The sequence below is a fragment of the Paraburkholderia sp. RL17-337-BIB-A genome, assembly GCF_046025895.1.
GTDB classification, from domain to species: Bacteria; Pseudomonadota; Gammaproteobacteria; order Burkholderiales; family Burkholderiaceae; genus Paraburkholderia; species Paraburkholderia fungorum_C.
In genome coordinates this window covers 687,676-712,898 of record NZ_JARESY010000002.1, presented here as the reverse complement: position 1 = coordinate 712,898, position 25,223 = coordinate 687,676, and the positions used below count along the sequence as shown (strand labels likewise).

The following is a 25,223-nucleotide window of genomic DNA, read 5'->3' as shown; positions in this document are numbered from 1 at the left end:
CCCGCCAGACAAGGCTTACAGCCGATTACCCTATGTCTTAAGACAGATGTCTTATAGATGACTTGAAATTTTGCACGGATTGTTAATGCGAATCAGATGCATTATCATTCGTAAGGTTCGCAGGTTGAACATGTGCGAACCGTCCGTTTAACCACACTCGCTCGACCACCGATGCCATTTCCGCACACTTTTGGTGCGCGGCGGCGCCACGTCTAATTCGAACAATATGCAGAAACTCTATGTAGCAAAGCGGCCAGCGCGCCCTCTCCTTGCGCGCGGCCAGCGACGCACGCCGTCGCTTCTCAACGCCGGGCTCTTCGTCAGCGTGGGTCTATCATTGTCCACGCTGTCGTCGTCCGGATGGGCGCAAGCCGCGGCGAGCGACGCGTCGGCCACACTGCCGGCCGTGAGCGTGTCGGCCGCGAAAGAGACCACCGTGGCGCAGGCCGACACCGTCAGCGCCGGCGCACTGGGCACCCGCAAGGCGGTGGATACGCCGTTTTCGATCCACACCGTGACGAGCGAGGAAGGCAAGGACCTGTTCGCGGTAACGTCCAACGACCTGTTCAAGTACGACCCGGCCGTGTCGATCAGTAGCGACAACGCGATCGCCGAAAACTCGATGTTCCAGGTCCGCGGCATGCCGATCGACACGCTGAACAGCATCAAGGTGGACGGCCAGACGTTCCCCTCGTGGGACACCGACCTGCCGCTCGAACCGTTCGAGCAGGTGGAATTGTTGAAGGGTCTGTCCGGCTTCATGTACGGCTTCGGCTCGCCGGGCGGGATCGTCAATTTCGTGCTGAAACGGCCAACCGATGATCCGTACCGCAGCGTTTCTGTCGGCTACCGATCGGCTGGCGTGTTTAGCGAGGCGATCGATCTGGGCGGCCGCTTCGGCAACGACAACCGCTTCGGCTATCGCCTGAACCTCGTCAACGAAGACGGCAATACGGCCGAACAGAACGGCCACATCCGCCGCCAGGTCGCCTCGCTCGCACTGGATTTCCGCATTACGCCGGACCTGACCTGGACGGCCGACGCCTTCTATCAGAAGCGCAAAACCAACGGCACGTTGTTCGGCATAGGCTTCGGCACCGGTCTGGGCATTCCCGACGCGAGCAAAGTCACGCATGCACTCACGCAGCCGCAAAACTACTATCAGACCGAGATGGCCTCATTCGGCACGGGTCTCGATTACCGCCTCTCCGAGAACTGGCATGCGAGCGTGAAGTACCGCTTTGCCAAGGAAAACCGCACGAACTCGGACAGCTTCCTGTTCGTTCAGGACGCTGCGGGCAACTATGCAAACACGCTCTATGCGGCGATGACGCGTTACTTCGATCAGAACGTCGACGCGATGGTGCAGGGTACGTTCAACACCGGCAGCATCAAGCATGACGTCGTGCTCGGCGCGGCTTACGAGACGCAAACCGCCGAGTACAGCAACAGCACGGGCTGGAACGAAGGCTATTTCCTCGGCATCGGCAATCTGTACAACAGCACCTTGCTGACCAACGACGAAGTCAGCGTCGGCGAGGATCTCTATCGCCAGCAACGCATCACGCAGGCCGCGTTGTACGCGAGCGACACCGTGCAATTGACGTCGCGTCTGTCGGCGCTGCTCGGTGTGCGTTACACGCAATTCCGCCAGTATCAGTACGCTCCGTCGAGCGCCGTGACGTCGCAATACAGCGCGGATCCGGTCACGCCGACTTTCGCGCTGATGTTCAAGACCGATCCGTATTCGACGGTCTATGCGAGCTATGTCGAGTCGCTCGAACAAGGCGGCTCCGCCGGCAACACCAACCTCAATTACCCGCAGACATACGGGCCGTTGAGAAGCAAGCAGTACGAACTCGGCTTCAAGACGGATCACGCCAAGTGGGGCGCCAACCTCGCGCTGTTCCGCGTCGATCGGGGCTACAACTACACGAACACGGCGAACGTGTTCGTGCAGGACGGCACCCAGCGCTTCACCGGCATCGACGCGAGCGGCTGGCTCGCGTTGACGAGCGAATGGCGCGTGATGGGCGGCATGATGTGGCTCGATACGAAGGCTGTCGATATCGACGATCCGAGCGTCGAAGGCAAGCGTATTTATGGCGCGCCGCGCTTCACGTTCACGGGCCGTATCGAATACAACCCGTCGTATCTGCGTCCGCTGACGCTGGCGTTCGGCGGCAAGTATGTCGGCAACCAGGCGGTCGACGCAGCCAACACGCAGTTCGTGCCGGCCTACACCACTTTCGACCTGAGCGGCCGCTATGAGACGAAGATCGCCGGCAAGGACGTGACGTTGCGCGCCGGTATCAACAATATGTTCAACCGCCGCTACTGGACCACGGCGTGGGGCTCCTTCGTCTCGCCTTCGCCGACTCGCACGGCCGTGGCTAGCGCGACGATGCAGTTCTAGGCACTATGCGTCGAGCGGGGCGTCCACGGCGGGCACCCTGACCATGGCGGGAATCTCGGCCGCCAGCGCATCGAACGGCGTCTTGTGCAGCACGACGTCTTCAGCGCTCAGTCGATACGCGTCCTGCATCCACGCAATCCGGTTCGCGAGCGCGCGATGTGTATTGCCCGCGCCCTTCGGTTTGCCGGTCGAACCCGATGTGTAGATCAGGTAAGCGAGTTGTTCGGGCGCGACCTCCGCCGGTGCGGCGAGCGCGGCGCCGGAGCTGAGCAGTTCGTCGACGGTCAGCAACTTGACGTCGATGGTTTCGGCCGCCGCCTCGACACGGTCGCGCAGCTGCGGCTGCGTGAGTACGACCGCCGGGCGCGCGTCGGTGAGCAGATACGCAATTCGGTCGGCCGGATAGTCGGGATCGATCGGCAGATAAGCTGCGCCCGCTTTCAACACGCCGATCAGCGCCACCACCATGTCGAACGAACGCTCGACACATAACACCACCGTTGTATCGGGTTGTACGCCGGCTTCGACGAGCTCGGCCGCGACCCGATTGGCGTTTGCATCGAGCGCGCCATAAGTCATCTGTTGCGTACGTCCTTGTGGATCGACGAACTCGAGCGCGATGGCGTCGGGCGACGCGAGAACAGCCTGCTCGAATTGCCGATGCAGCGGCTGCTGCTGCGCCCGCGTCCACGATTGAGTGGTCGCATTGGCGTTCGCCAGTGTGGCGAGATCGTCTGCGCTTGCAATCGAAATCGTGCCTAGCGCTGCGTGCGGATCGGCGATCAAACCCGCCAGGCATGCAGCAAATGCGCGATGCAATGCAGCCACGCGTGCTTCGTCGACTTGCGCGGTGTCATAGCCGTAGTCGATCGTGAGCGTCGTGCCGGCTTCGATCACGAGGGTAAGCGCGAAATCGGTCGCTTCGATATTGCGCAGGTCGCGCAGCTTGAGGGCGCGTTCGTCGCGTCCTTGCCAGGCTTCATCGACCGGGTAGTTTTCGAATACGACCAGCGTGTCGAACAGCGCGCCGCCGCCCTGCCCTGCCCACTGCTGGATTTCGTAGAGCGGCGTATGTGCGTGTTCCGCCGCGGCGGCATTGTCGCGCTGTAGTTCTTGCAGCCATGCCGATGCGCGGCGTTGCGGCGACGGCGCGGTAATGACGGGCAGTGTGTTGATGAAAAGGCCCAGCACGGTGTCGACATCGGGCAGCGCGTCGGGGCGGCCTGCCACGGTTGCGCCGAAGGCGACGGCGGTGTGATGCGTCATCCGTTGTAGCGCGAGCGCCCAGGCGCCCTGCACCATCGTGTTGAGCGTGACCTTCAGGCGGCGCGCCGTTTCGGTGAGACGTGCCGTTGTGTCGGTGTCGAAGGATTCGCGGCGCGTGAGATGTTTGGCGACGCGTTGGGGTTCGGGGGTGTGCTTACGGTCGTTGTCGCGTCCGCGTCCGCGTTCGTGGTCGTGTTCCTGTTCGTGCTCTTGCTTGTTTTCGTGCTCTTGCTTGTGTTCGTGCTCTTGCTTGTGTTCGTGCTCGCGACCCTGTTCGTGCCCGTGTTCGTGGTCGTGCCCGCGTTCGTGGCCGACGGCGCGCTCACGGTCGGCAATCAGCGTCGGTTCCTCGATAAGCGCAAGACGTTGCAGCCAGAACGCGCGCTCGCCTTCCATATCTCGCGCCGCGAGCCATGCGATGAAATCGCGGTAGCGCGCTCTGGCAGGCGCCGCGAACGGTTGCGGACGGCGCGGCTCGATATAGTCGCGCAGCACGTCACCGAAGAAGCGCGCCGTGCTCCAGCCGTCGAGCAACAGATGATGACGGGTCCAGACGAGACGCCACGCCTCATCCGTGATGCGGATCAGCGCGACGCGCATCAAAGGCGGCGAGCTCAGATCGAAACCGCACGCGCGGTCGTCGGTGAGCCACGTTTCGAAAGCGTCGAGCGCACCCTCACCTCGATCGCGCCAATCGAGGATCTCAACCGGCATGCGCGCCTGGCGATGCACGATCTGCATCGGCGTGGCTTCATCTGGCGTAAAGCCGGTGCGAAGGATGTCGTGGCGCATCACAGCACCCTCGAATGCGGCGCGCAAACGCTCGACGTCCGGCTCGATCAGCGTCGCGACCAGTTGATTCACATACGTCGATTGTTCAGGCGCGAACAGCGAGTGAAACAGAATGCCGTGCTGCATCGGCGAGAGCGGGTAGATATCGTCGATGGTGCGCAGATCGAGCGGCAAGCGCTCCAGTGCGGCCTGCGTAAGACCTCCAGTACGCGCAAGCGGATAGTCGCCAGGCGTCGCCCCGCCGCCGCGTTGCGCGAGACGGGCCGTACACGCGGCGCTCAACTCGGCCAGCGCGGTTTCGAAACGCTGCGCGAGCGCTTCAATCGTCGCGCGCTCGAACTGTGTCGCGCCATACACCCAATGGATTTTCAGCGTGCGTGCGGCATCGCCGTCGACATACGCGTGAATCGCCAGCGCGTTGCCGATCGGCCCGGCGGGATCGCGCTCGCAGCCCACGCCACCGAACCGCGGTACGAGCGCAGCCTCGCGCGGCGCATCGAACTGGCCGAGGTAGTTGAAGGTCACATGGGGCCGCGGCACAGCGGCGAGCGCCGCACGCGTCGTTGCATCGCCGTAGTGACGCAGCACACCGAAGCCGAGCCCCTTGTTCGGCACGGCGCGCAACGTGTCCTTGACCGCGCCGAGCGTCGCCGCTGAGTTGCTTTCGATGGTGAACTCCACCGGGTAGTGGCTCGTCAACCACCCTGGTGAGCGGCTCACGTCGGCGTCCTCGAACAATGCTTCGCGGCCATGGCCCTCGAGCTCGATGCGGCAGCGAGTCATACCGAGCGACTGCACCAACGCCGCGATCAACAATTCGATCATCTGCGTGCGGTAGGCCGCGTTTGCCTCGGTCAATGAGGCACGCGTCAGATCGGCGTCGATCGTCTGGATGACGGATTGCGCGTCCGCGTTAGTCGCCCTGGCGTGCGGATGGTCGAGTGGCAGGTCGTCGCAAGGTGCCGCGAGGGCGGTCCAATACGGCACTTCGGCGGCGAATGGTGAGTGTGTTGCGTCGGGCGTGGTTGAACGCGGCCCGTCGGCGGCGAACGGGGAGTTCGTTGCTTCGAATGCGGCCGAATGAGGAGCACCCGTGGCGATCGGCGAGCTTGTCGCGTCGAGCGCCGCGCGAGCGAGCCGTGCCGCCCATTCCTGCGCGTTCGTGCCCGTCGATGCAAGGCGTATCGTGCGGCGCTCGCGCGCCGCACGATAGGCGGCATCGAGATCGTCCAGTAACACCCGCCACGACACGCCGTCGACGATCAGGTGATGAATCGCCAGATAAAGCTTCGTGGTCCCGTCCGGCAACAGCGCGGCGAGCGCACAAACTAGCGGGCCGTAGGTCAGATCGAGCGTGCTTTGCAACGCATCGAACTGGGCGAGCGCGTCGCTTTCATCGCGCGCGACAGCGACGGCAAGCGGTAGTGCCTCGAACGCGCGCGCGGCGAATGTGAGCTGCCATTCTTCACGGGCACCGCTCGGCGTAAAGCGATGACGAAATATCTCGTGATGCGTCAACAGCGTTTCGAATGCGCGAGCAAAGGCATCAGCGTCGAACGGCGCCGGGGTCTCGAGTTCGATCGATTGATTCCAGTGACCACGCTGTGGGATATCCAGCGCGAAGAAGCGTAGTTGCGCCGGGGTGAGCGTCGTGGCTTGCCGGGACGCTGCCTGCGATACCTGCGTTCTGAATGCCGGCGGCGCGGATTGCGCTTTCGATACAACCGGCGCCGCGGCATCCACCGTTGTAGCAACACAGGCGAGTTGCGCCAACGTCGGCGCGTCGAACAACTGCTTCGGCGTAAAGCGCACACCGCGCTTGCGTGAGCGCGCGATCACCTGTAACACCAGAATCGAATCGCCGCCCAGCTCGAAGAAGTTATCGTCGCGGCCGACGCGTTCAGCCTTGAGCACTTCCTTCCAGACGGCGGCGAGCGCCTCTTCCGTCGCGCCTTGCGGCGCGTCACCCTCAGCGACGGATGGCATCGGCGTCGCAGCAAGCGCGCGCAATGCCGCTCGATCGACTTTGCCGTTCGCGGTCACCGGTAACGCGGCGACGATCAGCAACACGGCCGGCACCATGTAATCCGGCAAACGCGCGGTCAATGCTGCACGTAAAGCCGATTCGTCGAGACCCGCGCCATTCGACGAGGCAACGAACGATGCCAGGCGCAAACGCCCTTCATGCTCCACAGCAAGCGTTTCAACCTGAGCGACGCCTTCGAGCGCGCGCAGCGCCGCACTGACTTCACCGGGTTCGACGCGATGGCCGCGAATTTTCACCTGATCGTCGAGCCGCCCAAGAAAATCCAGCCGACGATCGGCACGCAGCCGCACGCGGTCGCCCGTTCGGTAAAGACGCTCACCCGGCGCGAACGGATGCGGCACGAAGCGCTCGGCGGTGGCAGCAGCGCGGTTCAGATAGCCGCGCGCGAGGCCCGGACCACCGAGGTAAAGTTCGCCAATTCCGCCGGGTGGCACGCTGGCGCCGTGGCTGTCGAGCACACATGCGTATGCGTTTGGCAAGGGCAGGCCTAACGGGACGGTTTGTGCGGTTTGCGTGGACCGCGCGGCGTGCGTGGCCTGCGTGAATGGGGTGGCTTGCGTGGCTTGCGTCGCCTGCGCGAATTGGGTGGCTTGCGTGGATTGCGCAGCACGCGCGGGATGCCCCCCTCGCTCAGCGAAAACATCTGCCAACCGCAATCCAGCGTGCGCCGGCGCCGATGTATCGAAGGTCAATGCACCGACCGTCGCCTCGGTCGGGCCGTAATGATTAATGACACGGCACGCCGGTTTAAGCGCCGCAATCCGTGTCACCAGCGACCAAGGCAACGTCTCGCCGCCCGTCACCAACGCGTGCGTGGGCAACACGTCGGCGGGGTTCTGTGCATCGAGCAGCGCATGCAGATGGCTCGGCACGATCTTCAACACACCGACGTCGCGCGTGCGCATCTCATGAGCGAAGCGATCGGGATCGAACGCGCATTGGGCCGGCAACAGATGCAGCGTGCGGCCCGAGCAGAGCGCACCGAATAGCGTCGTGTGACCGAGGTCGGCGGCGACGGTGGAGACCATCGCCATCGAAGCGTCGGCGGCAAAGGCGAGTTCGTCCAGCATGCCTTCGACGTAGTCAGCCAGCGCGCGATGCGAGATCACGACGCCCTTGGGCACGCCGGTCGACCCCGATGTGAAGATCAGATAGGCCGCCTGCTCGGGCAGCGGTGCCGGACGCGGGGTGTCGGCGGCGCCAACCTCCACGTTCGCTGCCGACTCCGCTTTCGCGTTGACTCCCACCTGCGCATTAGCGTCGGCACGCGTGCTCAAACTCGACGCGCACTGCGTGAGCGCGTCGATATCGAGCGTCTTCGCAGCGCCTACGGCCTGGATGGCTTGCTGGCCGCCCGCGGTCAGCATCCAATGCGCGCCGCAGGCATCCGCGGCAGCCGCCAACCGCTCGTGCGGCGCAACGGGATCGAGTGGCACCGCGTACGCGCCGGACTTCATCACGCCGAGCAACGCAACCGCAAAACGCACCGAACGCTCGATACACACCGCAACCGGCTGCTCCGCGCCAACTTTGCGTTGCTGCAACGCAAGCGCAATGCGCTCCGACGCATCGTCGAGTTCGGCGAACGTGAACTGCGTGTCAGCGTCCGCCAGCGCGATGCGATGCGGCGTTTCACTCGCGTGACGCGCGAAAAGCGCGAGCACGGTGTCCGCCTCATGCTGGAGCGCGCGCCCATATCGCGCCGTGCCATACCCCACCCCATCCGCGCAGTCGAGTTCAGCAATCGCTCTCTGCGGATCGCGCACCGCGTCGGCAACGAGCGCGCCATAACTATTGAGCCACACCTGTGCGGTCGTTTCATCGAGACCCTCGAGCGCATAAGCGGCCACCAGTTCAATCCCGCGCGGATCATCAGTGAAATCAAGCGCGAGATCGAAGCGCGCGGCGAGATCGAGCCCCGGCGACAGCCGCACCGAAGCACCCGGCAATTCAGCCGTCAATTCCAGATCGAACTGCTGCGCGAACTTGACCTTGAGCCATTCTTCACCGCGCCGCACCGGCGGCTTGACGGCATCGAGCACCTGATCGAACGGCACATCCTGATGCGCGAAAGCATCGAACGCCGAGCGGCGTACGTCGTCAAGCAATGCAGCGAACGATTGGCCCGGCGCCACGCGCGCGCGCAATGCCAGCGTGTTGAGGAACAGACCGACCAGTGGCGCGGTTTCCGCACGCTGCCGATGCGCAATCGGCGCGGCCAGCACGATGTCGGTTGCGCCGGTCAGCCGATAGAGCCAGGCGTCGAAAGCGGCCAACAGCACGGTGAAGGGCGACGCGTGCGCGCGCCGCGCGGTTTCGCGTACCGCGGCAGAGACGGCCTGCGGCAGCCGCAACGCGAGCCGGCCGCCGCGATAGTCGCGTTGCGGCGAACGCGGCCGGTCGAGCGGCAACGCCAGCGGTTCCGGCGCGGCACGCAACGCGTCGCGCCAATACGCGAGCTGTCGTTCGCCTTCGCCTGCGGCGAGCCAGTCGCGCTGCCATTGCGCATAGTCGGCGTATTGGACCGGTAGCGTGGGCAATTGCGGCGTGCGTCCTGTCGCGAATGCCGTGTAGGCCGCCTGTAGTTCGTCGAAGGCGCAGCGCGAACTCCAGCCGTCGCTGATCGCATGATGGGTCGTCAACAGGAAGCGTTGCGCGTTGTTGGTCAGCGTGATGAGCGTGGCACGCACCAGCGGACCATTCGATAGATCGAACGCTGCGCCGACGTGTTGCTTCGTCAACGCCGCGAGCCGCGACACGCGCTCGACCTCATCGCCGGTATGCAGCTCGATTTCAGCAACTTGCACGGGCAATTCAGCATGAATGCGCTGCATGACGATGCCATCGTCGTTTTCGACGAGCGTCGTGCGCCAGGCCTGTTGACGCTCGATCAGACAATCGAGCGCGCGTTGCAATGTGCCGGGATCGAGCGTGCCCTGCACGTCCCATTGCACGGCAACGTGATACGCCGAGCCGGCGTCCTGAGTTTGCGCAAGGACCCAGAAGCGCTGCTGCGCGAAAGACGCAGCACGGTCGACGAACGCGGCAGGTGCAGGTTGCAGTACCGTGATCTGCTGAGGGTGATTCACTGCGGTTTCCGTTTCTCTGTTGTCGATCAGGGCCGCGAGTGTCTCGAGCGCTTGATCGCCGAACAAGGCATCGAGCCGCAAATTCACGCGCCACTCGATCCGGATCGCCGCCTGCAACTGCATCGCCGCGAGCGAATCGCCGCCGCGCGAGAAGAATCGATCCGTGCGGCCGATCGGCGTGGGGTCGTTCAGGAGTGTTTGCCAGATATCGGCAAGGCGTTGCTCTGTGACGGTTTGTGGCGAAATGTAGTCGGCTGTGGCCGCAACCGGCAGTGCCGCCACGGCATCGCGCAAAGCAGCGCGATCGAGCTTGCCGTTCAGCGTATAGGGCAGACGGGCAAAGCGCGCGAAGCGATGCGGTAGCCACGCTTGCGGCAAATGCGCGGCGAGGTGCGCCTGCAATGCGGCGTCGCTGGATGCTGCTTTGTCGCTGGATGCTCCTGCGTCGCGGGGCTCTTCGCCGCATACTGCATCGCCGTGTGTCGCATCGCCGCGTGTTGCGTCGCCGTGCGCTACTTCGCCACGCACCTGTGCGGCCGCCACCTCCTTCAGCACCACGCAGGCAATCAGTTGCGTTCTGCCGCCCGTCGTCTCGGCGAGCACGCCCGCATCGGCGATCGCCGGATGCGTCAGCAGACATGCCGCGATCTCCCCCGGCTCCACCCGCACGCCGCGCACCTGCACCTGATCGTCGATGCGGCCGAGATAATCGAACGATCCATCCCCGCGTTCACGCGCAAGGTCACCGGTACGGTAGATCCGCTCACCCGGTGCGCCGTTTTCGTCCGGCGAAAAACGTTCGGCGGTGAGCGCCGCACGGCCGTGATAACCCCGCGCGAGACACACGCCACCGAGCAGCAGTTCGCCTGGCTCACCTCGCCGCGCCCTCGATTCGAGCGACCCGGCGCCCGATCGGCCAGCCGATCGGCAGCGACGCATAACCGTTGCCAGCCTCCCGCGCCGGCGTCATGCCGGGATCGACCGGCCACAGCATCGGCGAAATCACCGCCTCGGTCGGCCCATAGCCATTGACGAGACGAATCGACGGAAACACGCGGCGAATTTCATCGAAGCTGTCCTGCGACATCGCTTCGCCGCCGAACAGCAACACGCGCAACGAAGGCGGCACGCCGAGCCGCTCGCAAACGTTGGCGAATTCGCGCAGATAAGCCGGCGGCAGCGTGGTGTTGGTCACGCCCTCGCGCCGCATGAAGGCATGGGTGGCTTCGGGCGCAAACGGCGGCGGATCGCTGATCACCACACTGCCGCCCACGGCGAGCGGCACCAGCCATGCTTCGATCGACACATCGAAATTCACCGAGGCGAAATGCAATACGCGATCGCTGCCGTCGATCGGCAAGGATTCGGCGAGCGCGTCGCCGTGCGCGGCAAGCGGTCCGTGTTCGACGGCCACCGCCTTTGGCGTGCCGGTCGAACCGGACGTGTAGATCATGTATGCGGCCGCGCGCGGATGCACCGGCTCGTCATCGCCATCGAAACACGCCGCGTCTGCCTCTGCCAAAGCGCCGCTCGTGACATCGAAACATTGCGCGAAACGCGCGCGCATTGCCGCATCGGCGGACGCGTCGACAATGCCATGTGCGAGCCCGGCATCCTGCGCGACCCAGTCGAGGCGCGCCGCCGGATGACGCGGATCGAGCGCGACGAACACACCGCCCGCCTTCAGCACCGCCAGCAACGCGACGAACAGATCGCACGAACGCGCGACACACACACCCACGCGCACCTCCGTCGTGACGCCTGCTGCCCTCAGTTGTGCGGCAAGCCGCGCCGCGCGGCTGTCCAACTCACCGCGCGTCAACCGCACGGTATGTGGCGTGAACGATGCAAGCGCGGGCGCGTCGGGTTCGATGCGCGCCAAAGCGCGGATTCGATGATGCAAGGCAATCGGGAAGCTCGTCATGGGCGTGAAATCCGTTAGAACTGGCCGCGTCGGCCAAGTCGCAGGCCGCAATGGGCCGCTTCATTGGTGTGACGATCCGCAATCGCAAATCTTTACCGCCGCCGTCGATTTATTCGGACTACATCTTTTTAGTCACGGACGGTCGTAAGCAGAGCCAATCGGCGCCAGACGGTAAATGTTTGCAACGCCCGTTCGTCTATCAGGCGAGGGGCGCATCTTTGCGCCCCGCCGATTTGCCGCCCGCATGCGCTGCATCTCACCGATCCATTGCGACCCACTGCGACCCATTGCCGATGACCGCTGCCAACGAGCGCTACGACGCGCCACCCTCGCCTTCTCCCTCAACCGCCGCTCACGCCACCGCTCAGGCGCCCGGGAAGCCGGCCATGCGCCTGATCGTGGCGCTGCTCAAGCGCTCGCGCGGCGCCTTCGCGATCGCGCTCACCGCCTGCGTGCTGAACGGCATCGCGAGCGTACTGCTCGTGGCGACCTTGAGCCGCGCGCTGTCGCAACCAGGCGCCGCCGACATGTCGCTCGCGATGCGCTTTGCGCTATGCGCGGTGCTTGCGCTCGTCACGCGCGTCATTACCGGCGTGCTGTTCGCGCGTCTCTCGCAGGACACGATGGCGCAGTTGCGCGAGCACGTCGCGCGGCGCGTCGCCGAGGCGGAACTGCGCGACGTCGAACGGATCGGCGCGGCGCCCGTGCAGTCGGTCCTGACCGACGATGCGACCAACGTCTCGATGCTGTTCTTCGCGCTGCCCAATCTCGTGATGCACGGCTCGATCGTGTTCGGCTGCCTCGGCTATCTGGCGTGGTTGTCGTGGCCGGTCTGCCTGCTCGCGCTCGCCGCGATTCTGGTCGGCTCGCTCGGCTATCACGCGGGCGACAAGCGGGCCATCGCCTCGCTCGAAGCCGCCGGCCGCTCGCAGGACAAACTGTTCGGCTATCTCGGCGCGCTGTTTACGGGCGCAAAGGAACTGAAGCTGCATCAGGCGCGCTCGCGTCAATTCGTCGACGGCCAACTCGGTTCCGCGATCGACGAGGTGCGCGACCATCGGCGCCACGCGTTCAGCGCCTATGCGGTCGGGGTCGGCTGGATCGTGTTCCTGTTCTACGTGTTTCTGGGCGTCGCGGCGTTCTGGCCCGCGCTTGGTGTACATGCCGATGCGCCGTCGGCTTCGGGCTATGTGGTGGTGTTCCTTTTCATGCTGCTGCCGTTGGACGGCCTGCTCAACAACGTGCCGACGCTGAATGCGGCGCGCGTGTCGCTCGACCGCATCGAAAAGGTGATGAGCGAGTTCGGCGCGCTGCGCACCGCACCGCCGCCGGATGAAAACGCCTCGCACGCGCCGTACCGGACTCTCAAGCTAAGCAACGTCACGCACTCGTACTTCCATGAACGCGATGAGCGGATGTTCCGCGTCGGACCAGTCAATCTGACTTTCCGGCCGGGTGAGCTGGTGTTCATCGTCGGCGGCAATGGCAGCGGCAAGACGACGCTCGCGAAGGTGCTCACGGGTCTGTACGAACCGGAAGACGGCACGATCGAACTGGACGGCAAGCCGGTCGGCTTCGCCGAACGCGCCGCGTACCGGCAGCGCTTCACCGCCGTGTTCAACGACTTCCATCTGTTCGACGCGCTGCTCGGCATCGTCGATCCGAACGATGCATCGCGCGCGCAGGCCGACGCCCGCGCCAATGCGCTGGTTGCGAAGCTCGCGCTGGACCACAAGGTGCAGGTGGTGAACGGCGCATTCTCGACCCGCGCACTCTCCACCGGTCAGAGGAAGCGGTTGGCGCTAGTCGTCGCGTATCTGGAAGACCGGCCGTTCTACCTGTTCGACGAATGGGCCGCGGATCAGGACCCGCAGTTCAAGGCGGTGTTCTATGAGCAACTGCTGCCGGAATTGCGTTCGCGCGGCAAGACAGTGCTGGTGATCAGCCACGATGATCGCTACTTCCATCTCGCGGATCGTGTGTTGAAGCTGGATAACGGCAGTATCGTCAGCGAAACTTATGGCGCGGCGCAGGCCGTGGAGAATAAGGGTGCCGTTGCGAACGGCACGGTGGGATAAGTTGAGTTAAGTGAGATCCACGCCGGGCGTGTTTGCTCAAACGCCCGGCGTGCGGCAATACGCATGTCGCGCAATGCCGAGGTACTCGAGCGGTTCGATCGTACGCTCCTTAATCTCGCGCCCCTCCCTGTGCTCACAGACAAAGCCGGTCGAATAACGCCAATCCATTTGCAACCGCTTACTTGCTTGCGGACGGCGCCGGCAGAGATAGCAGCGTTTCCGTCATCGTATCGGCCATCCCCGCAGCGCGGAAATCGGCCCGCCAAACCCCCAGATATTCCGCTCGACGAGACCCACACGCCCCGCGCTGCGGGCCGGCACGAAGCGCCAGATCGGCGAATCGAGTTTGGTCGCGAGCGGCACGCCGGGTCCGGTCGCGCTGACGAACAGCACCGTGAGGTTCGGCTTCTTCAACAGATCCTCCGACGTCACATAGGAGGTGCCTTCTCGCGTCGGCTCCGCGGGCCACGGCTCGAGGCCAAGCGCGTGTGCGACGCCGGCTGCCGTACTGTTGCCGGTAAAAGCCCAGTATCGGTCGGGCAATCCCAACTCCTGCAGCCACGCTATCTGCTCGCCTCGACGGCCGGCTTGCGCGAGGCGTTGCGCATCGCGGGCGAAGCCGGCATCCACCTTGGCCTCGACAGCGCGCGCCGCGTCCTCACGTCCCGTCAGGCAGCCGATCGTGCGCAGAATCGCGCGGCCCCAATCGAGTTGCGTCACGCGGGCGCCGTCTTCGGCAAAGTTCGGGCCGTATTTGAACAGCACGGTGGGGGCGATCCGTTCGAGCGCGGCAAAGATCGGCGCATGACGCAGGCCTACACCGAGGATCAGGTCCGGTTTGGCCGCCGCGATTGCTTCGAGGCTCGGCTCCTGGCGCGTACCGATGTCCGGCACCGATGCAAGGCGTGCTTCGTCGTAACCGATCCACACCGGGTAGTACTCGGGATCCGCCATGCCGACCGGGGTGATGCCAAGCGCGGCGAGGTCTTCGGCGAACATGAATTCGAGCACGACGATGCGCTTCGGTCGTGCGGGTAACAAGGGGCTTGCCTGGGAGACGCTTGGGTTGTCGGCGAGTGGTGTGCAGGTTTGCCGCGCGTGCGGAGTGGCGCGGATGGCCCTGGCTTCGCCAGTAGCAGTGCTTTCGCCATTTGCACCGGTAAAGCTAGTTGCGTTACTTGCGTTGTTCTCGCCTGCAGGCTTGACAACGCGGCTTGCGTTCGTCGCGCCTGTTGCATCGCCAGCACCGCTCTGCGCGAACGCATATGAGTTGGCAAGCAGCGCGACTGCCACTGCCACTGCCGTAGCCGCACGCACGCGCTTGAACTGTTGCGGTTTCCTTGCGCGGCCCGTCAATGCGAAGCGTCCTGCAAGGCGATTTCGGCATCGCTCATCGTCAATAGCAAGGGGCAGCGTCCACACAGTTGCGTCTCTCCAGGAATTTCATAACGTACGCAGCACACGCGCCGTGCGCTAAACGGATTCGGCAAGCTCGCGGCGCGGGGCGTGGCAAGACGCACCGGCATGCGCAGAGGATTAACCTCGCCATCGGCGGCGAGCGGGCCGAAGAGCCAGGCGGCGTCGTCGGCTAAGTCGAATGGTGGTGTGCATTGTTCGAACAGATAATCCAGCAGATTGCCCGCGTTGCTCCACAACACGCGCGGCGCGACTTTCGTCATCGCAGCGAGGGTCTCGATCACCGCGTTCAAATGGTCGACGAGCGGCGTGTAGCGACTCGCGGGAGCGCTGGCGGGTGCTTGCAATGCGTCTTGAGCGAAATAAAGCGCGACAGGCAGGCCGTCTCGCAGCACCACGTGGGTCTTTTCCGGCGACATGTCGAGCGGACGGCCCAGCATCGCCGCAGCTACAAAGCCGGCGGTTGCCGCGAAGCCAAAGTAATACTTGCTCCATTGCGAGAGCAACGCACGTGCGTGCGTTTCGCACTCACCGCCGTAGAGCTTGACCATGGCAGCGAGCAAGACGGCGCGATGGCTCGCTAGTTCCGTTACAGCGAGGACGGCCGGCTTGCCTGTTGTTTCGTCCTCCGCGAGCGTGGGTTCGTCGCTCGCATCAGGCGTGCCGAGCCACACGTGCTCCAGATAATGCGCGATCGATTCCGGCGCAAAAGCGGCAAGGCACTGCGCGTGCGGGTCGCACCTGTTTGCGATCGTTGATAGTCCGGCTCGTGGTCCCATCACCGTTTTCCTCGCTTCTCGCGCCGAGCCTCCACGATTAGCAACGCAAGCAGGTAAGGCGCGCCGATCAACGCTGTCAGCACGCCCGCAGGAATCTCGCGCGGCGCGAGCAGCGTGCGCGCCGCGATATCCGCGACCACCAGCACCAGCGCACCGCACGCGGCAGCAAGCCATAAACGCGTACGGTGGGCACGCGCCCCAAGCATCGATGCGAGATGCGGCGCCATCAAACCGATAAAGCCTACCGGCCCGACCGCGGCCACCGCGGCACAGGCGGCCAGCGTCGCCATCGTCAGCACCAGAGGACGCAAAACGCCGATCGGCAAACCGAGCGCGGCGGCCTGGTCGTCGCCTAGCGCGAGCAGATCGAGCGGCCGTGCCAGAAGCGCGAACACCGGCATCGCCACCACGCACCACGGCAACAGCATCGTCACTTCGCCCCAACTGCGCCCGTACGTGCCGCCGACCAGCCACACCACGAAACGCGCGGGCTGCACGCTTTGCTGCGTGATAAGCCATTGCGATAGCGTGGTCCACAGCGTGCCGATCACAATGCCTGTCAGCGCCACCGCGAGCGGCGCATAGCGATGCCGTCGATTCAGCAATAGGGTGAGCACCAACGTCACTCCGCCGCCCGCGAGCGAGGCAACAGTCAGCGTCGAATGCCCGGCGAGCGGCCACGCGACGAGCGCCGCGAGCGTGGCGAGGCCCGCGCCCTGCGTTACGCCGAGCACTTCCGGCCCGGCAAGCGGATTGCGCACGATGCTCTGCATCAGCACGCCGCTCGCGGCGAGCAAGGCGCCCGCCAGCAACGCACAGATGAGGCGCGGCAAACGCAAATCGAGCAGCATGCGCGCGAGTTCGTCGCGCTGATCCAATACGGCTAGCCAGCGATGCACGCCGATCGCGGTGGGGCCGAAGGAGGCACCGGCGCAGACGATCAGGATGCCGAACATCAGCAATACCGTCGCCGTCAGCGGCCATGGCCTCGCATCGAGCATGCGCACCCAGCGCGTCCCGGCACGCACGGCGGGACGATCCTGCCCGGCATGCAAGGCGCCCGACCACGCCGCGCCGCTGCGAATCATCGCCAGCATCAACGGCGCGCTGACGAAGGCGATCGCCACGCCGGTCGAGAGGGTTGCGTCGAGATCGAGCGCCTGCACCGCGCTATCGGTGACGAGCACGAGCGCGCCGCCCACCAGCGCCGACAACGGCACGAGCGCGGCCAGCCGCGAGGCCTTCGCGCCGCGTGTCTGCCGCAACAGATTCGGTGCGATCAAGCCCACATACGAGAGCGGGCCCGCCACACTCACCGCCACGCTCGCGAAACCGACCGCCACCACCATCGCCGCGAGTCGCGCCGCATCGACGCGCACGCCCGCCGCCGCGGCAGCGTCGTCGCCGAGTGCGAGCGGGTCGAGCGGGCGGATCACAAATGGCAACGCGATGAGCGGCAACACGAGCCAGCCAGCCGCGATCTTCAGACCTGCCGCGCCGGGTTGATAGAGACTGCCGCTCGCCCACAGCGACACGCCGACGATGCTTTGCTCGAAGAACGCCAGAATCAGCGTGGTGAGCGCAGAGAACAGCAGCATGCAAACGCTGCCGGCGAGCACGAGGCGCAATGGTGTCGCGCGCCAGCCGCCTGCTGCGGCGCCGACGCATGCGGCGGCAGCGAGGCCGCAGACGAACAGCAGCGGCACCGACGCCACACCCGCGAGCGACGGCACCAGCATCGCGGCAAGCAAGCCAAGTTGAGCGCCGCCGGTGATGCCGAGCAGATCGGGCGAAGCTAGCGGATTGCGCGTCAATGACTGGAACAACGTCCCCGCTATAGCGAGGCAGCCGCCTGCGACCAAGGCGGCCAGGATGCGCGGTACGCTCAGGTCGAACAGCAGAATGCCCGCGAGTTGCGCGGCGTCGCTGCCCGCGGGCGCGGCGAGCCACGCGCGAAATCCCGGCGCGAGACGCAATGCCGCTACCACCACGATCAACGCGACGAGCGCGCCGCCGATCATCCCCGCGCGGCTTTTCACGGGCGCGCGCCAGCTATCGATTGCCGGCTTGTGACGGCGCAGGCGTTTGCGCGCTGCAAGCGTCGTCATGCGGCGAGGCCCTTGCTCGTGGATGCGGAGCCGCTCAATGCGTCGTGGTGAAATTCGATGCCGGCGATATCCGCGGCGTCGCCCTCGTAGGCCGGCACGCACATCGGCGCACCCGTCTGCGGATGCGCAATCTTGAGCATCGGCACGCTGAAGGTGTCGTTCAGATGACGTGGGTCGAGCATCGCGTCGGGTGGACCATGGGCGATGATGCGGCCCGCACGCATCAGCACAATATCGTCGCTGTAGGCCGCTGCCTGGTTCAGGTCGTGCAACACCCAGACGATCGTTAAACCGCGTTCACGGTTCAGGCGGCGCAATTCGCGCAGAATGTCCAGTTGATGGTGGATGTCGAGGTAGGTGGTCGGTTCGTCGAGCAACACGATCGGCGCCTGCTGCGCGAGCGCCATCGCGATCCATGCTCGCTGGCGTTCGCCGCCCGACAGCGCGGCGACGTCGCGCGCGGCGTCGTCGGCGAGACCGCTGGTGACCAGCGCTTCGTCGATGGCCGCGTGGTCCGCGCGCGAGAGTCCGCGCAGCCAGCCACCATAGGCGTAGCGACCGTAAGCGACCAACTCGCGTACGGTCAATCCGGAAGGAATCTGGTTGAATTGCGCGAGCATCGTCAGTGTGCGCGCCAATGCGCGTCGGCGGTACGAAGCGAGCGGCTTGCCGTCCACTTCAACGCTGCCGGAAAGCGCCGGCTGCAAACTGGCAAGCGTGCGCAGCAGCGTGCTCTTTCCGCAGCCGTTTGGGCCGCACAATGCGGTGACGCGGCCAGACGCGATGGTCAGGTTCAGACCGTGGAGTACCACATGATCGCGGTAGCCGACCGTCAGCGAATGCGCCGCGAGCGCCGCTCCCTGCTTTTTTGTCATTGCGCGGCCGTCCGCTGGCCGCTTTCGCTTCTATCCGCGTCTGCGTCTGCGCCTGCGCCTGCGCCTGCGCCTGCGCCTGCGCCTTTATTGTGACCTTCGCTATAGCTCTGCGCCATCGCGACGACAACCTTGCGCGGTCCTTCGAACGGATCGCGCGCATGCGCCGTCAGCATGTTATCGAGCATCAGCACATCACCCGTCAACCATGGAAACACAATGCGCTGCTGATCGAGCACACCGCGGATTTCCGCCAGCGCCTCCGCTTCGAGCGGCTCGCCGTCGCCGTAATAGACGTTGCGCGGCACGTTTTCAACTCCGACCGAATCGATCAATGCTTCCTGCATGTCCTCATCGAGCGAAGAGAGGTGGAACAGATTCGCCTGATTGAACCAGACCATCTCGCCGGTGCGCGGATGACGCGCGACCGCCTGACAGCGTTCGCGCGTACGCAACAGCAGTTCGCCATCCTCACTGTCGCGCCATTCGCAATCGATGCCACGTGTGCGGCAAATCCGCTCGACCACGCTCGGATCGTCCGAACCGAACGCCTGTTCCCACGGTAGATCGAGCCCTTGCCCAAAGTTGCGTATGTACAGCAGCTCGCGCTTCGCAAAGCGTGTGACGAGCGCCGGGTCGAGTGCCCGATAAATCGCGCGGCTGTCGGCAATCGGCGTCGCGCCGCCCGAGCGCGCGGCGAGCGCGCAGTGGAACCAGATGCGCAGCGGCCACTCACGCGTGTACGACTGCTCGTTGTGCAAGGGAATCGAGCGATGCGGCGGATATTCCGTCGATGTGTACACCGCGCCTTCCACCTGACTGCGTGGCGTGGAAGCGAATTCGTAGCCGATCAACGGATGCCCGAACGAACCGGCAAAGCTTTGGAAGGCCTCGATCGAGGCCACGCGAAAGCCGGTGAACAGCATGCCGCCGGCCCGCTCGAGCGTGTCGTCGGCGATCGCATGCAGCAGCGTCACGGCCTCTTCCAGTGAAATCTCCGCGCCCGAACGCGGCGCGACGACAGTCGGCAAGCCCGGCTCGATCGACAGGTCGGCAAGCGTGGGTAGCGGCATCGAAAGCATGGTCATGCGAAATCCTCCTGCAGAAGCGACGTGGCCCGGGACTTGTCCGGATCTGTCCGATCAGGCTGCGCTCGCCTTCGAGGCGGCCTCGTCAATGTGACGGCGCAAGCTGGCCGGACGCATATCGGTCCATACCGTGTCGATATGCGCGAGGCAGGCGGTCTTCGGTCCACTCACGCCCACTTCGCGCCAACCCGCCGGCACGGCGCGGAACGTCGGCCAGATGGAGTACTGCGCTTCGTCATTGATAACGACCGTGTAGACGAGATCGTCCGCCTCGCCTGCTGTGGCGGAAGGGGTTTGCTGTGCTTGCGTCATGATGAATGGCCCAATCGATGAATGGTCAGTATGCCTCAGCAGATTGCCGATGGACTACTCCAAAGCTGCGGTGGCAGTATCTCGCTCGCCCACCGCCTCTACTCAATTGACGTTTGATGCGCGCGCTTTTTTACCGGCGCCGGGCGCGGCCGCCGCAGAAGACGGGACCGGCCACGCCGCGATTGCTGGCGTCGAGGCAATCGGCACAATGCTTCTCGGCATCGCGCACCATGAAATGCACGAGGGTTTGCGAAACGTCGAGCGCGCGCGCCGTGCTTTGCAACGTTTCCTCGCGCAAGCGCACCATCTCGAACGCCGCGCGGCTGCGCGGCGGCAATTGCTCGAGCGCGTTGTAGACATGGCGCAGCGTGTCCCGCACAAGCAGGGCCGCTTCAGGCGAAGGCTCCGGCGAAGGCACGTGCAGGCCGTCGTCTTCGTCAGCGTGATAAGTGTTTTCGAGGCTTTGGCGGCGGAATGCATCGATCGACGCATTGCGCACCATGCGGGTTACATAGGCCAGCGGTTGCCGCACAGCATCCTGATCCGGGAAGTCGACCAGTTTGATGAAGACGTCGTGCACCACGTCTTCCGCGAGACTCGCGCAACCCACAAAGCCGCGCGCCAGATTGACAAGCATTGGCCGGTTGGCGATCAGCACGTCAAGCAGCGTGTCGTTTTCCAGGTCGACAGTGCGGGGGTGGCTGCGCGCCCGCCGCTGCCCCGGAGGACTGGCGACGCCGGCGTTGAAAACAGGCATCGGTATCGCTGTTGAAGGCTCCCGCCGGATGAGCACCTCAGCCATGGATTCGCTCCGTACTTCTGAAGGAAGGCAGTCAATCTATCGTAAACGCGAATCATTCTCAATCAAGAATAGGAATAACCTTACATTTCTGATAGGTTTGTCTGATGAAATAGAGATACCGACGGCCTGGTGTGAGGATGGATACTCAAGCCGAATCTGGTACAACTCATGCCTGCGCCGCTGCACTCGCATCGGCTCGCGCAAGACTGCGAAATTTTGCCGCCGATCGTCACTCGGGTTTCGTCTGCAATAAGGGCGGCGGATTCGATGCGTTGAAGAACCGCGCGGTCGAAGATCGACCAGCGACAGCGACAGCGACAGCGACAGCGACAGCGAATTGTGGAATCTGGATCTTGAATGTTGAAGGTCCCATCTTGTTGGAGTAATTGATTGATGGCCAATGCTTATCTGCAGGTGATCGCGCATTATTTCGCCAAGCCTGGCAACGGCGACGCGATTGTGAAGCCCCTCACGGAACTCGCGGCGGCAACCCGCGCGGAGCCGAAAAATCTCTACTACGAATTCTTCCGTTCGCCGCTCGATCCCGATCACTTCGTGATTCTCGAACAGTACAGCGAGGCCGATGGCCTTGCCGTGCATCGCGACACGCCGCACTTCCAGCGGCTCGGCTTCGGCACCATCATTCCGCTGCTCGACCGGCGCGAAGTCACGAGCCACATGGTGCCTGGAGACGCGGCATGATGAACGCATTCCGGTTTCAAACCGTCCCGACCATGGTCGTCGAGTTCGGCGCGGCGCGCCGCCTCGGCGCTTTGTTGCGCGCGCAATTTCCGTCGCTCACATGCTTGTGCGTGGTGACGGATGGTTTCCTTCACAAGAGCGGGTTGCTGAATCCGGCGCTCGCCGATCTGGCGGCACATGGCTGGAACACCACCGTGATCGACGACGTGATCGCCGATCCGCCCGAGCACATCGTGCTCGAGGCAACCTCGCGCGCGCGTCAGGCCGGCGCGGAGATCGTGCTCGGACTTGGCGGCGGTTCGTCGATGGATGTGGCGAAGCTGATCGCCGTGCTGGCTCCGCAACAACAGCAGGCGCTCAGCGAGATGTACGGTGTCAACAAGGTCGAGGTGTCGCGCTTGCCGCTCGTGCAGATGCCGACCACCGCGGGCACCGGCTCCGAAGTCACGGCCGTGTCGATCGTGACAGTGGGCGAAGCGAAGAAGATGGGCGTGGTCGCGCCGCAACTGGTCGCCGATCTGGCGATTCTCGACGCGGAACTCACGCTCGGGCTGCCCGTTGCGGCAACCGCGGCAACCGGCGTCGACGCAATGGTTCACGCGATCGAGGCGTACACCTCCGCGCATTTGAAGAATCCGATTTCCGACATGCTGGCGGTGAAGGCGCTTGAACTCCTGTCGCGCAATCTGTTGCCCGCGTGCGAAAACGGCCAGAGCCGCGAGGCGCGCGAAGCGATGTTGCTCGGCGCGGCGTTCGCGGGCCAGGCGTTCGCCAATTCGCCGGTGGCCGCGGTGCATGCGCTCGCGTATCCGATCGGCGGCATTTATCACGTGCCGCACGGTCTTTCGAATGCGCTTGTGTTGCCGCATGTGTTGCGCTTCAACGCCGACGCGGCGGCTTATTTATATGCCGAACTCGCGGATGTGGTCGTGCCGGGTCTGACAGGCAGCGCCGAAAGCAAGGCGCTGGCGTTGATCGAACGGCTCGAACAGATGATTGCCGCGACCGCGATTCCGGCGCGGTTGCGCGATGTCGGCATCCAACGTAGCGGACTCGAGCGGATGGCGAGCGACGCAATGTTGCAAACGCGGCTTCTGGTGAATAACCCGCGCACTGTTACCGAGGCCGACGCGTTGGCTATCTATACCGCTGCGTTTTAATCGGCGTTTGGCGCAGGTGAGCGGCGGAGTCGCGGCGGTGTTCGGCGGCGGCTCCGCGCCGTTACGGCCAGCGGACACGTTACGTAGCACGCGCGCGGAACACAGGCCGGCCTCTTTGGGAAAAATCGCGCTTTTGGCACCATAAGTTCTTGGTTTCTTTGTTTTTTTGTATTTATATACGCCAAATTTTCGATATTAAAGTGCAAATCGTAATTGGCGCACAACTTGCAGCGTTGCCCCCACCAATAGTCATTCTACGGGGACATCATGCAAAAAATCATCGGCCGGACAGCCATCGCTGTTGCGGCGTCTACCTTACTCGCGCTGTACGGTTGCGGTTCCAGTCTTAATACCCCCGGCAGCGGACTTGGTGGGGGTGGGCTCGGTGGAACTTCGGGCGGGGCCATAGGGACTTCGGGCGGCGGTACGTCGGGAGGTACATCGGGGGGCGGCGGTACTTCGGGCGGTACTTCGGGTACTACATCGGGTACCACCTCAGGTACGACTTCGGGTACTACCTCAGGTACGACTTCGGGCACGACTTCCGGTACCACCTCAGGCACGACCTCGGGTACCACCTCAGGCACGACCTCGGGTACCACCTCAGGGACGACTTCCGGCACCACCTCGGGCACCACCTCCGGCACTTCAGGCACCACCTCGGGTACCACCTCAGGCACGACTTCAGGCACCACCTCAGGCACCACCTCCGGCACGACTTCAGGTACCACCTCAGGCACGACTTCAGGCACCACCTCAGGCACGACTTCAGGCACCACCTCAGGCACCACCTCAGGCACCACCTCAGGCACCACGTCAGGCACGACATCGGGCACGACATCGGGCACCACGTCAGGCACTTCGTCGACGCCGATCGGCAATGTCATCATCCAAGGCGGCAATCTCATCACCGCGGTCGGCACGACGGTCGCCGATACGGGCAGCAAGATCAGCGGCACGTCGGTGCCCGGCGTCAACGGCGCAACCACCACCAGTCTCGGCAACGCTGTCACCGACCTCGGCAACGGCGTCAAGGGCCTGGGCAACGGCGTAGCCGCCGGCCTGGGCACCTTGGGCAGCTCGGCCAATCCGCTCGGACCGACCCTGAGCTCCACGTCGGGCGTCGTCTCCGATGCCGGCGCCGCCGTCAAATCGGTCGGCGGTGTGGTGTCGAGCCTCGGCAGCGGGCCGCTCGCGCCGCTCTCTCCGGTGACGTCGACTTTGGGCAGCGTCGTCGGTGGCGTGGGCAGCGGCGTGGTTGCCGTGGGCTCGGGATTGAACAAGGCCCTCACCAGCGCACCGGTCCAGCAAATCGAGACGCAGCTCAGCACGGCGATCAACCCGATCACCACCGCGATCTCGAATACGACGCAAACCATTGGCAACGCCACGGGTCTGGGCGCGCAGCTCAACACCCTGCTTGGCACGCTCGGCAGCGGATTCGACGCGGCCGGCGCGAAAGTGGCGGGCGCGACCGGCGATCAGACAGGCAAGGATGTCGGCGGCATCGCGAGTCAGTTGGGCAAGACCGTTACGAACAGCGGCGGACTGCTCACCGGCGCGACCACCAATCCGCTCGGCCCGATCGCGGGTGTGCTCGGACCGCTTGGCGACCTTGGCGGCACGGGCAGCGGCGGCGTCAGCATCCCGCCGTTGACCGGCCTGATCGGCAACCTCGGGTCGCTGGGCGGCACGGGCAGCAGCGGCAAACCGCTTGCGCCGGTCACCGGACTTCTCGGCAATCTGGGTTCGCTTGGCGGCACGGGCAGTAGCAGCAATCCGCTCGCGCCGGTTACGGGACTTGTCGGCAATCTGGGTTCGCTCGGCGGCACGGGCGGCGCAGGCAGTCCGCTTGCGCCCGTCACGGGTCTCGTCACTTCGCTGACGTCGACGCTGGGCGGCGCCGGTGGGCAAGGTTCACCGCTTGCACCGGTGACCGGTCTCGTCACCACGCTCACGTCGACAGTCGGCGGCGCGGCCGGCAAGAGCTCGCCGTTCGCGCCGGTCACCGGCATCGTGACGGGTCTGACCGGCGGTGCCGGTAGCGGCGGTGCCGGTAGCGGCGGTTCGACCAGCACGAATCCGCTGGCGCCGGTGACGAGTCTTGTCGGCGGTTTGCTTGGCGGGGTTGCCGCTAGCAAATAAGGCTGGCAAATCGGCAGTGGTTCTGCGAGAGCAATTCGCAACAGTAATTCTGCGGCAGCAATTCGCGGCAGCAATGCGCGGGAGTAATTCCCGGCAGTAATTCCGCCGCAGCAATTCGCAGCAGAACTTCGCAACACCGCTTCGAAACACCGCTTCGAAACACCGCTTCGAAACACCGCTTCGAAACACCGCTTCGAAACACCGCTTCGAAAGAGTACTTCGGCGCG

Annotated in this window: 12 protein-coding genes and 3 pseudogenes; 5 read left to right on the top strand and 10 right to left on the bottom strand. The window is 64.5% G+C overall.

Translation table 11 applies throughout. The features are described 5' to 3' along the window. The first annotated feature begins 226 nt into the window (after positions 1–226). Positions 227–2,416 carry a TonB-dependent siderophore receptor gene (locus P0D84_RS24130; protein WP_408341086.1) on the top strand — a complete coding sequence of 730 codons (2,190 nt, stop codon included), beginning with the start codon at positions 227–229 and terminating at the stop codon, positions 2,414–2,416. Between the two features lie 72 nt (positions 2,417–2,488). Here the strand turns inward: P0D84_RS24130 and P0D84_RS24125 are convergent. Next, positions 2,489–7,027: pseudogene (locus P0D84_RS24125) on the bottom strand (condensation domain-containing protein); the annotation flags it as partial. 144 nt (positions 7,028–7,171) lie between these two features. Continuing rightward, a pseudogene (locus tag P0D84_RS24120) lies at positions 7,172–11,534 on the bottom strand (amino acid adenylation domain-containing protein); the annotation flags it as partial. 293 nt (positions 11,535–11,827) lie between these two features. Here P0D84_RS24120 and P0D84_RS24115 point away from each other — a divergent pair. After that, positions 11,828–13,612, top strand: coding sequence for a cyclic peptide export ABC transporter (locus P0D84_RS24115; protein ID WP_408341084.1), 1,785 nt, complete (start codon positions 11,828–11,830; stop codon positions 13,610–13,612). A gap of 178 nt (positions 13,613–13,790) precedes the next feature. Here P0D84_RS24115 and P0D84_RS24110 read toward each other — a convergent pair. The 7 genes and pseudogenes from P0D84_RS24110 to P0D84_RS24080 form a co-directional block, all read right to left on the bottom strand. Then, positions 13,791–14,911 (bottom strand): annotated as a pseudogene (locus tag P0D84_RS24110) (ABC transporter substrate-binding protein). Positions 14,912–14,964: 53 nt separating this feature from the next. After that, on the bottom strand, positions 14,965–15,807 hold the full coding sequence (gene fhuF, locus P0D84_RS24105) for a siderophore-iron reductase FhuF (RefSeq protein ID WP_408341082.1): 843 nt from the start codon (positions 15,805–15,807) through the stop codon (positions 14,965–14,967). Beyond that, positions 15,807–17,915 (bottom strand): Fe(3+)-hydroxamate ABC transporter permease FhuB, encoded by a 2,109-nt coding sequence (gene fhuB / locus P0D84_RS24100; RefSeq protein WP_408341080.1) that lies wholly within the window; start codon positions 17,913–17,915, stop codon positions 15,807–15,809. Before fhuB ends, fhuF begins: the two co-directional genes overlap by 1 nt. Then, the gene (locus tag P0D84_RS24095) at positions 17,912–18,790 is read right to left on the bottom strand and encodes an ABC transporter ATP-binding protein (protein ID WP_408341078.1); all 879 of its coding nucleotides are present in this window, start codon (positions 18,788–18,790) and stop codon (positions 17,912–17,914) included. The genes fhuB and P0D84_RS24095 overlap by 4 nt, the downstream gene beginning before the upstream one ends. Next, the gene (locus P0D84_RS24090; RefSeq protein ID WP_408341076.1) at positions 18,787–19,875 is read right to left on the bottom strand and encodes a TauD/TfdA family dioxygenase; all 1,089 of its coding nucleotides are present in this window, start codon (positions 19,873–19,875) and stop codon (positions 18,787–18,789) included. The genes P0D84_RS24095 and P0D84_RS24090 overlap by 4 nt, the downstream gene beginning before the upstream one ends. A gap of 54 nt (positions 19,876–19,929) precedes the next feature. Then, positions 19,930–20,187, bottom strand: a complete 258-nt coding sequence (locus P0D84_RS24085) for an MbtH family protein (RefSeq protein WP_408341074.1) — start codon at positions 20,185–20,187, stop codon at positions 19,930–19,932. 130 nt (positions 20,188–20,317) lie between these two features. Further along, positions 20,318–20,989 (bottom strand): RNA polymerase factor sigma-70, encoded by a 672-nt coding sequence (locus tag P0D84_RS24080; RefSeq protein ID WP_408341072.1) that lies wholly within the window; start codon positions 20,987–20,989, stop codon positions 20,318–20,320. A 393-nt stretch (positions 20,990–21,382) separates the two neighbouring features. Here P0D84_RS24080 and P0D84_RS24075 point away from each other — a divergent pair, with 393 nt between their 5' ends. Both P0D84_RS24075 and P0D84_RS24070 read left to right on the top strand, forming a co-directional pair. Beyond that, entirely contained in the window at positions 21,383–21,691 is a 309-nt protein-coding gene (locus P0D84_RS24075; protein WP_408345939.1) for a putative quinol monooxygenase, read from the top strand. After that, positions 21,691–22,851: an iron-containing alcohol dehydrogenase gene (locus tag P0D84_RS24070; protein ID WP_408345936.1), complete on the top strand. Its 1,161-nt coding sequence runs from the start codon at positions 21,691–21,693 to the stop codon at positions 22,849–22,851. The genes P0D84_RS24075 and P0D84_RS24070 overlap by 1 nt, the downstream gene beginning before the upstream one ends. 254 nt (positions 22,852–23,105) lie before the next feature. Here the strand turns inward: P0D84_RS24070 and P0D84_RS24065 are convergent, their stop codons facing one another. Continuing rightward, the gene (locus P0D84_RS24065; RefSeq protein ID WP_408341070.1) at positions 23,106–23,855 is read right to left on the bottom strand and encodes a hypothetical protein; all 750 of its coding nucleotides are present in this window, start codon (positions 23,853–23,855) and stop codon (positions 23,106–23,108) included. Here P0D84_RS24065 and P0D84_RS24060 point away from each other — a divergent pair. Further along, positions 23,815–24,996 carry a collagen-like triple helix repeat-containing protein gene (locus tag P0D84_RS24060; RefSeq protein ID WP_408341068.1) on the top strand — a complete coding sequence of 394 codons (1,182 nt, stop codon included), beginning with the start codon at positions 23,815–23,817 and terminating at the stop codon, positions 24,994–24,996. The genes P0D84_RS24065 and P0D84_RS24060 overlap by 41 nt on opposite strands. Positions 24,997–25,223: the final 227 nt, after the last annotated feature.

Coding starts and splice junctions, on each gene's coding strand:
- fhuF (WP_408341082.1), bottom strand. CDS start 15,807: ATGGGACCACGAGCCGGACTATCAACGATCGCAAACAGGTGCGACCCG.
- P0D84_RS24095 (WP_408341078.1), bottom strand. CDS start 18,790: ATGACAAAAAAGCAGGGAGCGGCGCTCGCGGCGCATTCGCTGACGGTC.
- P0D84_RS24075 (WP_408345939.1), top strand. CDS start 21,383: ATGGCCAATGCTTATCTGCAGGTGATCGCGCATTATTTCGCCAAGCCT.
- P0D84_RS24115 (WP_408341084.1), top strand. CDS start 11,828: ATGACCGCTGCCAACGAGCGCTACGACGCGCCACCCTCGCCTTCTCCC.
- P0D84_RS24080 (WP_408341072.1), bottom strand. CDS start 20,989: ATGGCTGAGGTGCTCATCCGGCGGGAGCCTTCAACAGCGATACCGATG.
- P0D84_RS24130 (WP_408341086.1), top strand. CDS start 227: ATGCAGAAACTCTATGTAGCAAAGCGGCCAGCGCGCCCTCTCCTTGCG.
- P0D84_RS24090 (WP_408341076.1), bottom strand. CDS start 19,875: ATGACCATGCTTTCGATGCCGCTACCCACGCTTGCCGACCTGTCGATC.
- P0D84_RS24070 (WP_408345936.1), top strand. CDS start 21,691: ATGAACGCATTCCGGTTTCAAACCGTCCCGACCATGGTCGTCGAGTTC.
- fhuB (WP_408341080.1), bottom strand. CDS start 17,915: ATGACGACGCTTGCAGCGCGCAAACGCCTGCGCCGTCACAAGCCGGCA.
- P0D84_RS24085 (WP_408341074.1), bottom strand. CDS start 20,187: ATGACGCAAGCACAGCAAACCCCTTCCGCCACAGCAGGCGAGGCGGAC.